Source organism: Stenotrophomonas pavanii (assembly GCF_900101175.1).
Classification (GTDB): Bacteria; Pseudomonadota; Gammaproteobacteria; order Xanthomonadales; family Xanthomonadaceae; genus Stenotrophomonas; species Stenotrophomonas pavanii.
In genome coordinates, this window is sequence record NZ_FNFQ01000005.1 from 263,797 (window position 1) to 276,529 (window position 12,733).

Genomic DNA, 12,733 nt, shown 5'->3' on the forward strand with positions numbered 1-12,733 from the left:
CATGCTCCGGGTCGGAGCCCTCCCTTCAGGAGGGATCCGACCCGGCGTCATTCAGCGATCAACACCAACCCATCCGGGAACACGATCGCCGCTTCATCCGCACTCACGTCGAAGAAGCCCACGCCGTGCTTCTCGGCCAGGTCCTGCACGCGGCCGTGCGCGCGCTCAGCCACCGAGTAGGCGAACGCGCCGTAGATCACCTGGCGGCCGATGCTGTACTCCGTCACTTCGTCACGATCGTCATCGTCGTTGCTGAGTGGTCCGTCCAGCGGCGGGAAGTCCTGCGCCATCTCCGCGAACCACGCCTGCAGCGCCGGGCTGCTGACCGCCGGGTCGTCATACTCGTGGCGCTCGTTCCACTGCGTCTGCTTCTCGAACCAGGCAATGAAGGCTGCCGCCTCGCGTGGCGCGGCGCTGGCCTCGAACACCATCATGTCGTAACTCATGGGAGCTTCCTGTGCAGAGCAGGGGTCAGCGCCTTCGCCTGCGGCGAAGGATCCGACCCCGGCAACGGGGGCTGTGGACGCACAGGGTATCGCGCTAGGGCTGTTCGGCCGCACTCATGGCCAAGCCCGGCGCCAACGCCTTCGCCTCCGGGAACAGCGCGAAGCGCAGGCCGATCAGGCCCATCAGCGCCTCGTCGCGCGCCTTGCAGGCGGCCACGCTGCCGACCCGTGCCAGCGAGGTATCCAGCCGCTCGCGCAATGCGTCGGCTGCCACCATCGGCCTGCGCGCGGCGATCTGCCGGCGGTAGTGCACGGCCACCTCTTCCAGAATGTGCTCGACCGCCTCACGGCTGCGCTCGGGCAGTTCCAGCCGGGCGCGGCGCAGCTGCAGGATGTTCAGGCCGATGCGTGCTTCGTTGAGCATGTCCACCGAGGCGATGTCGCTGCCCTCCGGCGTCGCCGCCAGGCGCGGCGCGAGCAGGCCCAGCAGGTCGAGCATGCGCGCGGCGAAGCGCTGCCGGTCCTGCTGGCCACGCCCTTCGGCGGCCTCGGCCAGCGTGGTCCAGCCCTGCCGCACCAGGCGGCGCGCGGTCCACTCGGCACCCACCGAGCGGAACAGGCGGGTCATCACCACCGCAAAGCCGATGCCGATGAACATCGCGATCGACGAATTGAGGAAGGTCTGGATGTTGGCGCTGTAGGTGTTCTGCAGGCTCAGCAGTGCGGCCAGGTTGACCGTCAGCGGCAGCGCGAACAGCGCGCTCTTGGGGTGATGCAACAGCAGCCCCAACGGCAGGAACGCCACCGCCAGCACCAGCGCCAGCAGGCCGAAGTCGTGCACGGCCGGGAACACGCCGAACAGGTACACGCCGGCCACCACCGAGGCGACCATCGCCCACACCAGGAACTGCACCATGCTGGGGGCCGGATCGTCCTGTGCGGCGAAGAATGCGGCGGTCACCGCCGCCATCATCGCGCCGTTGCCACCGCCCTCCCAACCGAGCGCGATCCACAGCACGCAGTAGCTCATCAGCGCCACGCCGGCACTGAGCGCGGAGAACAGCGCCATGCCGTAGTCGATGTGCCTGTCGGCGGCCACCCGTTCGGTGCGGATGCGGTAGTGCGCGCGGTCCAGCGGCGCCGTGCCCTGGTCGATCGCGTGCTGCAGGGTGCGGCAGTCCTGCCACAGGTCCACCAGCTCCTCCAGGCGCAGCAGCAGGCTGGCCAGCTGCAGGTGCTGCAGGTCGCGGTCCACCTGCGGCTTCAGCGCGCTGATGCGCGCGCGCAGCCGCGCGTACTCACTGGCGTTGGTCGGGCCATCCAGCCAATCGCGGATGTCGTCGACCAGCGCCGGCAGCCCGTCCGGCAGGGCCTGGCCATCGCTGCGCAGCGCGCTCAGGCGATCGGCAATCGAGGACAGCACCGGCAACAGCAGCAGCATGCGCTCGCGCAGGCGCTCCATCGACACTGCCGAACCGGCATGGCGTGGATCATCGCGGCGCAGGAATTCGATCAGCGCCTCGAACTGCACCAGGTCCGCGGCCAGCCGGTTGCGCGGCGCATGCGCGCGGCCGCGCTCGAGGATCTGCCGGCACCACTGCGCGGCGTCCTCCATCCAGTTGCCGATGCGGGCGCGCAGCATCGGGCGTACCGAGGCCGGGAACAGCAGCGAAGCAAACAGCACCGCCACCACGGTGCCGAGGATGATCTCCTCGCTGCGCGCCACCACGGTGTCGAAGATGGTCTCCGGCGAGGTCACTGCCGGGAAGCCGATGAAGGCGGTGGTGTAGCCGGCCAGCAGGAACGCGTAACCGCGCGGGCCGCGGTTGAGCAGGGCCATGAACAGGCACCCGGCCAGCCAGATCGACATCGCCGCGCTCAGTACCAGCGGCGTTTCCACCAGCGCCGGCAGCACCAGCAGGGTGGCCAGGCCGGCCACCAGCGTGCCGACGATGCGGTACACGCCCTTGGCGCGGGTCGGCCCCAGCAGCGGCTGGCTGACGATGTACACGGTGCCCATCGCCCAGTACGGGCGCGACAGGTTGCCGGCCATGGCGATGTACAGCGCGGCCACCGCGGCCAGGTAGGTCTTGATCGAGAACAGCCACGCCTGGCGGTCGGTCAGCGCGTTCATGGCCTACTTCGCTGCGGTTGCGGCATCGGGCGCGGCGGCGCTGGCCTGCCAGCCACCGCCCAGCACCAGGAACAGGTGGATCTGGTCGCGCGAGACCTGTGCTTCGGCAGCGGCCAGGGTGGCATCGCTGCTGGCCAGGCTGCGGTCGGCATCCAGGCTGGACAGGTACGGCGTGCGGCCCCCCTGGTACAGCCGGCGGTTCTGCTCGGCGGCCAAGGCGGCCTGTTCCTGCGCGGTGCGCAGCGACTGCAGCCGACGGAGGTCCTGGGCGTAGCGGTCCAGCGCGGTCTGGGTCTCACGCAGCGCCTGCAGCACGGTGTGGTCGAACTCGGCCAGTGCCGCGTCGGCACCGGCTTCGGCGGCGTGGATGCGCGCGTGGGTACCGGACGACGGCAACGTCCACGAGATCAGTGGACCGATCGACCACTGCTGGGTCATCGGCGTGCCGAAGTCTTCCAGCAGGCCGGCGGCACCGAGCGAGGCGCCCAGGCGGATGTCCGGATACAGCTCAGCGGTGGCGACGCCGATCCGTGCGGTGGCCGAGGCCAGCTTGCGCTCGGCCTGGCGCACGTCCGGGCGGCGTTGCAGCAGTGCCCGGCCGTCACCGACCGGCAGCGGCTGCGCCAGGCCGGGTGCGTGCGCACAGTCGATCACGCCGGCTGGCAGCTGGCCCGGGGTTTTCCCAAGCAGCGCGGCCAGCGAATAGGCGGCCGCCGAACGCTGCGCGCGCAGCGGCGGCAGCGCGGCTTCCAGCAGTGCCACCTGCGCATTGGCGCGGGCCAGCTCCGGCGGCGTGCCGCGGCCGGCCGCGATCAGGCGCTCGGTGACGCTGCGGCTGCGCTGCTGCAGCTGCAGCGAATGCTCGGCCACGTGCAGTTCGTGGTTGGCGTGGCAGATTTCCAGGTAGCTGTCGGCGACCTGCGCGACCACGCTGACCTGGGCCAGGTCGCGCGCCGCAGCAACGGACTGCTCGTCGGCACGCGCCGCCTCGGCGCCGCGCTTGAGCTTGCCGAACAGGTCGAACTGGTAGCTGACCGCGAACTTGCCATCGGCCAGGTTGATCACCGGCAGTTCGTGCTCCTGCAGGAACGATTCGGCCGACAGCTGCGCGCGGCTGACCCCGGCCTCGGCTTCGTACTCGAAGCCACCGGCGTCCAGCGCCTGTTCGTATACCGCCGCCGCACGGCGCAGGTGCGCATCGGCGGCCTTCAGTTCGACGTTGTCTCGCAGCGCCTGGGTGATCAGGCCATCCAGCACCGGGTCGTTGTACAGCGACCACCAGCGGTCGGGCAGCGCCTGGTTGGCGGCAATCTGCGGGTTCTGGGTATCGATGAACGCCGCATTGGCCTCCGGGCGCTTGAAGGCCGAGCCTTCCGGCAGTGCATAGTCGGGGCCAACGGTCTTGCACGCGGCCAGGCTGGCCAGCGCGACGATCAGGCCGAGACGGGGCAGGGCGGCGTTCACAGGCCCGCCTGTGCCGGCGCGGTGCCGGCCTTGTCGTTGTGCGGGTGACGGCCGGTGTCCACGGTCACCGTCGCGGTGCGGCCGGCAATCAGTTCCACGCCCTTGGGCACCTCGTCGATGGCGATGCGCACCGGAATGCGCTGGGCCAGGCGCACCCAGTCGAAGGCCGGGGTCACGTTCGGCAGCAGGGAGCTGCCATTGCTGCGGTAGCGATCCTCGATGCCGGCAGCAATGCTCTCCACATGGCCACGCAGCGGGGTCGACTCGCCCATCAGGCGGATGTCCACGCGCTGCCCCGGCGCCACGCCGCGCAGCCGGGTTTCCTCGAAGTAGCCATCGATGCGGAACGAACCGGTGTCCAGCAGCGCCAGCACCGGCTTGCCGGCCACCACGTAGTCGCCCACGCGCATCGTGCGGTCGTTGACCCGGCCGTCGGCCGGCGCGCGCACCTCGGTGCGGCCCAGGTTGAGCTCGGCCAGGTCCACGGCGGCCTGTGCCGTGGCCAGCGCGGCCTGTGCGGCCTGTAGCTTGGCGCGGCGCACTTCGGCGTCCTCGGCGGCAACCAGGTCCTGCAGGCTGCGGTCACGGCCGATCTCGCGGCGCAGCTGGGCCACCGAGGCCTGGCGCTCGGCCAGGCTGGCCTTGGCCTGTTCCAGCGCGATGCGATAGCGCGCGCGGTCGATCACGAACAGCAGGTCGCCCTTGTTCACCGCCTGGTTGTCGGCCACCTGCACCGTTTCAACCAGCCCGGAGACATCCGGCGCCACCTGCACCACGTCGGCGCCGACATGGGCGTCGCGGGTCCACGGCTCATCCATGTAATAGACCCACAGCTGGCGCAGCACCAGCAGGGCGACGATCACGGCTGCGCTGGTGAGCAGCACCGGCAGGGTCTTCTTCACGATCTTGTTCACGATTGCATCCAACGCAGGAGGTGGAACAGCAGGCCAAGCACGATCCCGTACAGCGCCAGGTTGAACAGCGCCGGGTGCCAGACATGGCGGTAGGCGCCGGCACGCTGCAGCAGCGCGTGCAGGCCGCTGTTGACCAGATAGGCCAACAGCATCAACCCGAGCAGGGTCGGGACGAACACTCCGTGGAGACTGAATTCACCGGGCATCGGTAGGGGCGGGGGCGAGGAGGGAGGGGGAGGGACAACAGAACAACGACAACGGGCAAACGCCGCTGGCGTGTGCACGGCAGCGGCAGCGTCCGGCAGCAGCGGTCTTACGTGATGCGGTCGGCGGCCTCGGCCAGCAGGCGCCATGCCTTCAGCACGGCGTGCAGTTCATCCATGGAAAGTTCGCCGAACACGTCCTGGCGCAGGCCGATCAACTGGTCTTCCAATTCGCTGACCAGCGCATGGCCCTCGTCGGTCAGCCACAACAGGTTGGCGCGGCGGTCGCTGGCGTCGCTCTCGCGACGGACCAGGCCGCTGGCGCACAGCTTGTCCAGCAGGCGTACCAGCGAAGGCCCTTCCATGCCCAGCTGCTGGGCCAGCGCCACCTGACGGATGCCACCGCCGGAGCGGCCGATCATCAGCAGGGGCATGGTGCAGGCGGTGGAGATGCCGTAGCTGCCGAGCCGGCTGTCGGCCAAGCGCTGCCACTGCCGCCCTGCATAAAGCAGGCCGGAGCTGAGCTGCATCTGCAGCACGGTGCGCTCGTCGAGGGGTCGGTCCATAAGAGATAGATAGGATACTACTAATTTCATTCCTATCAATAGGTTTTTCTGAATGGGTGGGGTGTAGTAGTGAGGAAAGCGTTGCGCCCGCCTGGTGTCGGTGGGGCAGCGGGCGCCGGAGGGTGCAGGACACGCCGTGAACCCCCCCTCCGGGGTCCTGCCCCGCCCGGCCCCCGCTGCCTTCCCATCCCCCGCGAGCGCAGTGGGTTGGCTCTTAGAAGCAAGAGCAGAAGCAGTGCGGACCAACGGTCCGCACCCACCAGGGGAGTGGCCAAAGCAGCGGCGCGCCGCTTCCGAAGCCATGAACCCCGCTTTTGACCCCGCTTTCGGGGGGCAGGCCGCGCCCGCGGGACACCGCCAGAGAGTGGGAGAGGGGGCTGCGCAGGACCGTTGGCGCCATGGATGGCGCCATCGAGCCCCCAAGGGTGAGGGCGCTTTGCTTGCGAGGCATGCCTCGCAAGCGCCCGAACGCACAGCCGCCAGCGGCTGGGCCGGACCCCGGAGGGGGGTTTACGGCGTGTCCTGCGCACCCCCCTCTCCCACTCCAAACCGATAGCAACGACGCGCCAACAACGCCCCCCGATGAACCGTCCCCACAGGACGACCCACCCCCCGGTCGGGTACGATGCTCGCCCCCCGTTCGGGACGCTGTACGCAATGAGCAAGAACAACGAGAAGGCCGCCCCGCAGGGCGACGTGACCCAGGACCAGGCCGAGGATGCCGTGCGCACCCTGCTGCGCTGGGCCGGTGAGGACCCGTCCCGCGAAGGCCTGCTGGATACCCCCCGCCGTGTCGCCGAGGCCTATGGCGACTGGTTCAGCGGTTATCGCGATGACCCGCGCGCCTACATGGAGCGGACCTTCGAGGAAGTGGCTGGCTATGACGAACTGATCGTCCTGCGCGACATCGAGTACGAAAGCCACTGCGAACACCACATGGCGCCGATCATCGGCCGCGTGCACGTCGGTTACCTGCCGGCCGGCAAGGTGGTGGGCATCAGCAAGCTGGCCCGCGTCGTCGAAGCCTACGCCCGCCGTTTCCAGGTGCAGGAGAAGATGACCGCGCAGATCGCCCAGTGCATCCAGGATGTGCTGCAGCCGATCGGTGTCGGCGTGGTCGTCGAAGGCGCCCACGAATGCATGACCACCCGCGGCATCCACAAGCGTGGCGTCAGCATGGTCACCTCCAAGATGCTGGGCAGCTTCCGCGACGACGCGCGTACCCGCGCCGAGTTCCTGCGTTTCATCGAAGTGGGCGGCAAGCGCTGAGCCGCTTGCCTGCACCCCGCCGGCCCCGTGTGGCCGGCATGCCCACGGCTGTCCGCGCGGCCGCCGCGGGTGGCTGTTCGTCCCCGCCAGCCCTCATGACCCTTTTCGCTGCATGAAGCATCGCGAACGCATCTCCCGTTACCGCCATCTGCGCGAACAGCCTCAGTGGAAGCTGCTTGCCGCCGACCACGCTCCGGAAATCATCGGCCTGCTGCAGGGCCTGTTGATGGATGGCGAGCGCACGCTGCCCTCCTCGGTGCTCAACGAGCGCCTGCAACGGGCGCTGGACCAGCTCAATGGCGATGAACTGTCGCGCGAGCTGCCACGTACCGCGCAGGCCTACATCGCGCACTGGCTGGCGCAGGGCTGGCTGGAGCGCCGCCTGCCCGAAGGCGCCGACCAGGAACAGTACGAGCTGTCGACCGCAGCGCTGCAGGCGATCCGCTTCGCCGACGGCCTCGAGCAGGCCCGCGTGGCCGCCACCGAGAGCCGCCTGGCACTGGTCATCGAGCAGCTCTCGCAGCTGGCCGCGCAGACCGAGTCCGACCCCGACGCCCGCCTGTCGGCGCTGCGCGACGAGCGCGACCGCATCGATGCCGAGATCGCCCGCGTCGGCGCCGGCCGCGTCACCGCGCTGGACGGCAAGCGCGCGCTGGAACGTGCGCGCCAGATCATCGGCCTGGCCGACGAGCTGACCGAGGATTTCCGTCGCGTGCGCGACGACTTCGAGCAGCTCAACCGCGAGTTCCGCGAACGCATCATCGACGACGAAGGCGAGCGCGGCGACGTGCTGTCACAGCTGTTCGAAGGCGTGGATGTGATCGGCGAAAGCGATGCCGGGCGCAGTTTCCAGGCCTTCTGGCGCCTGCTCAACGATGCCGAGCAGAGCGCCCAGCTCGATGCCGCCCTGGAAGCAGTGCTGGCGCGTGGCTTCGCCCGCCGCCTGGACCGCAACGAACGCAACTTCCTGCGCGGCTTCACCAGCACCATGCTTGAGCGTGGCGGCCAGGTACACGATGTGCTGCAGAACTTCGCGCGCAGCCTGCGCGGTTTCGTGCAGAGCCGTGGCTATCTGGAACAGCGCCGCCTCAACCAGCTGCTGAAGCAGGCGCAGTCCGAGGCGCTGGCACTGCGTGACGAGTTCCCCGCACAACGCGGCATCGGCCGTGACCTGCAGCTGACCACCAGCCGCCTGCGCTCGTGGTCGCAATGGAAGCTGCACGATCCGCGCAGCGCCCAGGTCGATGGCAACGTCGAGTACAACGATGCCGCTGCGATCAGCCTGGAAAGCGTCGGCGATCTGGTCGCTTCGTCCGAAATCGACTTCCGTACCCTGCGCCGCGACCTGCACGACCTGCTCGACGCACAGCCGCGGCTCAGCATCGCCCAGGCCCTGTCGCAGCGCGAAGCGCCGCAGGGCCTCGGCAGCGTCATCGGCTACCTGTCGCTGGGCACGCGTTTTGGCAACGTGGTTGCCGGCGAGCAGGAGCTTGCGCAATGGCGAGGCGGCGACGGCCAGATCCGTCGCGCCCGCATCCCGCTGGTTTGGTTCACCCAGGAGAGACGCCATGAGCTGGCATGAAGATCCCATCGAAGCACCGCAGGCCGAGGGGGCGGAAGACGCCTACGACGCCGAACCGGTGGCGACCGTGGCGCAGCCCCGCCGTGGCAACGACGTGTACTACCTGGGCGACACCGGGCGCCTGCCGCTGGATGCGCGCCGCGCGCTGTGCCAGCTGCTGATCGGCCCCAGCATCGACCAGCTGCGCCACCCCAAGCTGTGGCCCGCGCTGATCCGCAGCGAAGCGGCCATCCGCTCATCGCTGGCGGACCTGTTCCTGGAACTGGTGCTCGACCGCGACAGCGGCGTGGCGTTCACCCGCCAGGCCGATACCGAAGACGTTGATGCGCCGGTGCTGCTGCGCACCTCGCCGCTGACCTTCATCGACTCGGTGCTGCTGCTGTACCTGCGCCAGCAGCTGGCCGAGGCCGATGCGCGCGGCAACCGCGCGGTGGTGGCCGACGCCGAGATGGCCGAAGCGCTGGCCATCTACGAGAAGAACCTGTCCACCGACCGCGCCGGTTTCAACCGCCGCGTTGCATCGGCGGTGCAGAAGATGAAGGACAACCACATCCTGACCCGCCTCAGCGGCCAGGACGACCGCCACGAAGTCTCGCCGGCGCTGAAGCTGCTGTTCTCCGCCGAAGACGTGTCCCAGCTTTCGGCGGTCTACCGCCAGCTGCGCGAAACCCCGGCCGCCGAGGCCTGAGAGACCCGACCATCGCATGGCTATCTCCAAGCACACTCCCGCCCTGTTCAACGAAGGCCTGCCGGACCCGCGCCTGCAGCAGTTCCGCATGCGCCGCCTGCAGGTGCACAACTGGGGCACCTTCAACGGCCTGACCGAAGTGCCGATCGCCGAGCGCGGCTTCCTGTTCGTCGGCCGCTCCGGCTCGGGCAAGTCGACCCTGCTCGATGCCATGTCCGCGCTGCTGACGCCGCCGGCCATCGTCGACTTCAACGCCGCTGCGCGTGAAGCCGAGCGCAGTGGCCGCGACCGCAACCTGGTGTCCTACGTGCGTGGCGCCTGGGCCGACCAGCAGGACAGCGGCACCGGCGAGATCGCCACCCAGTACCTGCGCAAGGGTGCCACCTGGACCGCACTGGTGCTGGAATACCGCGCCGGCGATGGCCGCGTGGTCAGCCTGGTGCGCCTGCTGTGGATCTCCGGCAACGGCACCTCGGCCGGCGATGTGCGCAAGCACTACATGATCGCCGAACGTCCGTTCGACATCGCCAAGGATCTCGGTGGCTTCGACCTGGACCTGCGCAAGCTCAAGCAGAAGCTGCCCGACCTGCACCACTTCGACACCTTCTCCGGTTACGCCGAGCGCTTCCGCGACCTGCTCGGCATCGACAACGAGATGGCGCTGCGCCTGCTGCACAAGACGCAGTCGGCGAAGAACCTGGGCGACCTGAACGTCTTCCTGCGCGACTTCATGCTCGACACGCCGAAGACCTTCGACGCCGCCGAGCGCCTGGTCAGCGACTTCGCCGAGCTCGATGGCGCGCACCAGGCGGTGGTCACCGCCCGCCGCCAGGTGGAAACCCTGCTGCCGGCGCGTGCCTACTACAACGACCTGAAGGAAATGCACCGCCGTCGCGGTGACGACGAAGCGCTGAAGCTGGGTGTCGACAGCTTCCGCGAAAGCCGCCGCCAGGCGCTGATCGAAGCGCGCCTGCGCGAGATGGATGTACGTGATCGCGGCCTGCTTGGCGAAGAAGCCCAGCGCCGCGCGGCGCTCGACAACCACACCGAACGGCTGGCCGAACTTGAACTGCAGCGCCGCCAGCAGGGCGGCGAACGCATCGAGGAACTGGAACGCGAGCAGGGCCGTGCGGAAGCGGAGCGCGATCGCCGCCAGGCCAAGCGCGAACAGGCAAGCCTGGCCGCGCAGCAGCTGGGGGCTGAACTGCCGGACGACGCACACGGCTTCGCCGAGCTTGTCGAGCGTGCGCAGAACGAACTGCAGGACCGCCAGCGTGCCTCTTCGGCGCTGGACGATGCGATCAGCGAGCGCCTCGGCGGCAAGCGCGATGACGAGCGCCGTTTCGGCGAAGTCCGTGCGGAACTCGAAGCGATGCAGCGCACGCCCTCCAACATCCCGGCACCGATGCAGAAGCTGCGCGCGCGCCTGGCCGAGGAAACCGGCATCGCCGAGGCGGCGCTGCCGTTCGTCGGCGAGCTGATCCAGGTCCGCTCGGAAGAGCAGGGCTGGCAGGGTGCGATCGAGCGCGTGCTGGGAGGCTTCGCGCTGTCGTTGCTGGTCGATGACAAGCACTACAACGAGGTTGCCGAGTGGGTGAACCGGACCCACCTCGGCATGCGCTTCACGTACTACCGTGTCCGCCGCAACGATGAAGCGTTCGCGCGCGAGCCGTCGGCGAAGTCGCTGCTGCACAAGCTGGAGCTGCGCGAGCACGTGTTCGAAAGCTGGCTGCGCCGCGAGCTGGGCAAGCGGTTTGACTACGAGTGCGTGGATGCCAAGCAGCTGCGCAACGTCGACCGCGGCATTACCCGCGAAGGCCAGGTCAAGCATCCGGGTGACCGCTTCGAAAAGGACGACCGCAGCGCGGTGGGCGACCGCCGGCGCTGGATCCTCGGCTTCAACAACCACGACAAGGTCGGCGCCTTCGAGCGCGAAGCCCAGGAACTGGCCAAGCGTATCGCCAGCTGCGAGACCGATATCGCGCGCCTGCGCGGCCAGCGTGACCGCGACAACGAACGCCGCTTGGCCTGCCACGAGCTGGTCAGCATCAGCTGGAACGAGATCGATGTCGCCGCGCCGCAACAGCGCCTGACCGATATCGAGGCCACCCTGCGCGACCTGCGCGAAGGCAACGCCGATCTTGCCAGGCTGGCCAAGCAGATCGACGCCGTGCGCGCCGACATCGAGCAGGCCCGCCGCACGTACGAAGACGTCCGCGTCGAGCGTGGCCAGCTGGTCAGGGAGCGCGATCGCCTCGACCGCGCACGCCAGCAGAGCCGTGCGCTGGTGCTGCCGACCCTGGCCCAGGAGCAGGAGGCCGGCCTCGCCGAGCGCCTGCAGGAGCAGGGCCCGCTCAGCCTGGAAACGCTCGAAGCGCACATGCGCCAGGTCAGCAACGCGCTGAACGAGCAGCTGTCGTCCTCGCAGCAGGACCTCAACCGCATCGAGAACCAGCTGATCGGCTGCTTCCGCCGCTTCATCCAGCAGTGGCCGGAGGAATCGGGCGACTTCACCGCATCGGTGGCCTCGGCCGACGACTTCCTCGCCCGCCTCGAGCGGCTGGAGCGCGATGGCCTGCCGCAGCACGAGGAGCGCTTCTTCGATCTGCTGCAGAACCAGAGCAAGAACAACCTGCTGGCCCTGCAGCGCCACAGCGCAGAGGCACGCAAGTCGATCGGCCAGCGCCTGGATGAAGTGAACGCCAGCCTGGAACAGGTACCGTTCAACCGCGGCACGCTGCTGACCATCGAACTGAGCGACCGCCGCCTGCCGGAAGTGGCCGAGTTCCATCAGCAGCTGCGCGAGGTGCTGTCGCAGCAGCAGACCGAGCAGCGCGAGCTGGCCGAATCGCAGTTCACCGTGCTGCGCCAGCTGGTCAACCGCCTGGGCTCGCAGGAAGGCGAGGACAAGCGCTGGCGCGAACTGGTGCTGGACGTGCGCATGCACGTGGAATTCATTGGCGTCGAGCTGGATGCGGAAACGCGCCAGCAGGTCGAGATCTACCGCAGCGGCGCGGGCAAGTCCGGTGGCCAGCGCCAGAAGCTGGCCACCACCTGCCTGGCCGCGGCGCTGCGCTACCAGCTCGGCGGTGCCGACAGCCAGCTGCCCAGCTATGCCGCCGTGGTACTCGACGAAGCCTTCGACAAGGCCGACAACGAGTTCACCGCACTGGCGATGAACATCTTCGACAACTTCGGCTTCCAGATGGTGGTCGCGACCCCGCTGAAGTCGGTGATGACGCTGGAACCGTTCATCGGCGGCGCCTGCTTTGTCGAGATCAGCGGCCGCCACGACTCCGGCGTGCTGTTGATCGAGTACGACGAAGAAGGCAAGCGCCTGAAGCTGCCCGAACGCAGCCGCCAGCAGGCCAACGAACCGGAAGAAGCCGAGGCCTGACCCGGCCGATCGAAGGGGGAATGCCGGCCAGCGGCCGGCACCACCCATGGGCGGGGTTCATGACCCGATC

The 12,733-nt window shown here is 68.9% G+C and carries 10 protein-coding genes; 4 read left to right on the plus strand and 6 right to left on the minus strand.

The window, feature by feature from the left end; all coding sequences use genetic code 11:
* Positions 1-47: 47 nt before the first annotated feature.
* From BLS66_RS11130 to BLS66_RS11155, 6 genes are all read right to left on the minus strand, one after another.
* On the minus strand, positions 48-446 hold the full coding sequence (locus tag BLS66_RS11130) for a hypothetical protein (RefSeq protein WP_074725873.1): 399 nt from the start codon (positions 444-446) through the stop codon (positions 48-50).
* A gap of 94 nt (positions 447-540) precedes the next feature.
* On the minus strand, positions 541-2,580 hold the full coding sequence (locus BLS66_RS11135) for an FUSC family protein (protein ID WP_074725874.1): 2,040 nt from the start codon (positions 2,578-2,580) through the stop codon (positions 541-543).
* Between the two features lie 3 nt (positions 2,581-2,583).
* Positions 2,584-4,044: an efflux transporter outer membrane subunit gene (locus tag BLS66_RS11140; RefSeq protein WP_074725875.1), complete on the minus strand. Its 1,461-nt coding sequence runs from the start codon at positions 4,042-4,044 to the stop codon at positions 2,584-2,586.
* Positions 4,041-4,958, minus strand: a complete 918-nt coding sequence (locus tag BLS66_RS11145) for an efflux RND transporter periplasmic adaptor subunit (RefSeq protein ID WP_074725876.1) — start codon at positions 4,956-4,958, stop codon at positions 4,041-4,043. The genes BLS66_RS11140 and BLS66_RS11145 overlap by 4 nt, the downstream gene beginning before the upstream one ends.
* Positions 4,955-5,164 carry a DUF1656 domain-containing protein gene (locus BLS66_RS11150; protein ID WP_010487502.1) on the minus strand — a complete coding sequence of 70 codons (210 nt, stop codon included), beginning with the start codon at positions 5,162-5,164 and terminating at the stop codon, positions 4,955-4,957. The genes BLS66_RS11145 and BLS66_RS11150 overlap by 4 nt, the downstream gene beginning before the upstream one ends.
* A gap of 107 nt (positions 5,165-5,271) precedes the next feature.
* On the minus strand, positions 5,272-5,727 hold the full coding sequence (locus BLS66_RS11155) for a MarR family winged helix-turn-helix transcriptional regulator (RefSeq protein ID WP_005421298.1): 456 nt from the start codon (positions 5,725-5,727) through the stop codon (positions 5,272-5,274).
* Between the two features lie 657 nt (positions 5,728-6,384).
* On the opposite strand from BLS66_RS11155, the gene folE reads away from it, so the two are divergent.
* The 4 genes from folE to BLS66_RS11175 all read left to right on the plus strand — a co-directional run bounded on the left by folE (position 6,385) and on the right by BLS66_RS11175 (position 12,663).
* Entirely contained in the window at positions 6,385-6,996 is a 612-nt protein-coding gene (gene folE / locus BLS66_RS11160) for a GTP cyclohydrolase I FolE (RefSeq protein WP_004141296.1), read from the plus strand.
* Positions 6,997-7,108: 112 nt separating this feature from the next.
* The gene (locus BLS66_RS11165; RefSeq protein WP_049466319.1) at positions 7,109-8,578 is read left to right on the plus strand and encodes a DUF3375 domain-containing protein; all 1,470 of its coding nucleotides are present in this window, start codon (positions 7,109-7,111) and stop codon (positions 8,576-8,578) included.
* Positions 8,565-9,266, plus strand: a complete 702-nt coding sequence (locus BLS66_RS11170) for a DUF4194 domain-containing protein (RefSeq protein ID WP_057495293.1) — start codon at positions 8,565-8,567, stop codon at positions 9,264-9,266. Before BLS66_RS11165 ends, BLS66_RS11170 begins: the two co-directional genes overlap by 14 nt.
* 16 nt (positions 9,267-9,282) lie before the next feature.
* Positions 9,283-12,663 carry an ATP-binding protein gene (locus BLS66_RS11175; RefSeq protein ID WP_074725877.1) on the plus strand — a complete coding sequence of 1,127 codons (3,381 nt, stop codon included), beginning with the start codon at positions 9,283-9,285 and terminating at the stop codon, positions 12,661-12,663.
* Positions 12,664-12,733 lie beyond the last annotated feature (70 nt).

What these genes read in the sequence shown, in the direction of transcription:
- BLS66_RS11130 (WP_074725873.1), bottom strand. Translation starts at nt 446, where the DNA reads ATGAGTTACGACATGATGGTGTTCGAGGCCAGCGCCGCGCCACGCGAG.
- BLS66_RS11135 (WP_074725874.1), bottom strand. Translation starts at nt 2,580, where the DNA reads ATGAACGCGCTGACCGACCGCCAGGCGTGGCTGTTCTCGATCAAGACC.
- BLS66_RS11150 (WP_010487502.1), bottom strand. Translation starts at nt 5,164, where the DNA reads ATGCCCGGTGAATTCAGTCTCCACGGAGTGTTCGTCCCGACCCTGCTC.
- BLS66_RS11155 (WP_005421298.1), bottom strand. Translation starts at nt 5,727, where the DNA reads ATGGACCGACCCCTCGACGAGCGCACCGTGCTGCAGATGCAGCTCAGC.
- folE (WP_004141296.1), top strand. Translation starts at nt 6,385, where the DNA reads ATGAGCAAGAACAACGAGAAGGCCGCCCCGCAGGGCGACGTGACCCAG.
- BLS66_RS11165 (WP_049466319.1), top strand. Translation starts at nt 7,109, where the DNA reads ATGAAGCATCGCGAACGCATCTCCCGTTACCGCCATCTGCGCGAACAG.
- BLS66_RS11170 (WP_057495293.1), top strand. Translation starts at nt 8,565, where the DNA reads ATGAGCTGGCATGAAGATCCCATCGAAGCACCGCAGGCCGAGGGGGCG.
- BLS66_RS11175 (WP_074725877.1), top strand. Translation starts at nt 9,283, where the DNA reads ATGGCTATCTCCAAGCACACTCCCGCCCTGTTCAACGAAGGCCTGCCG.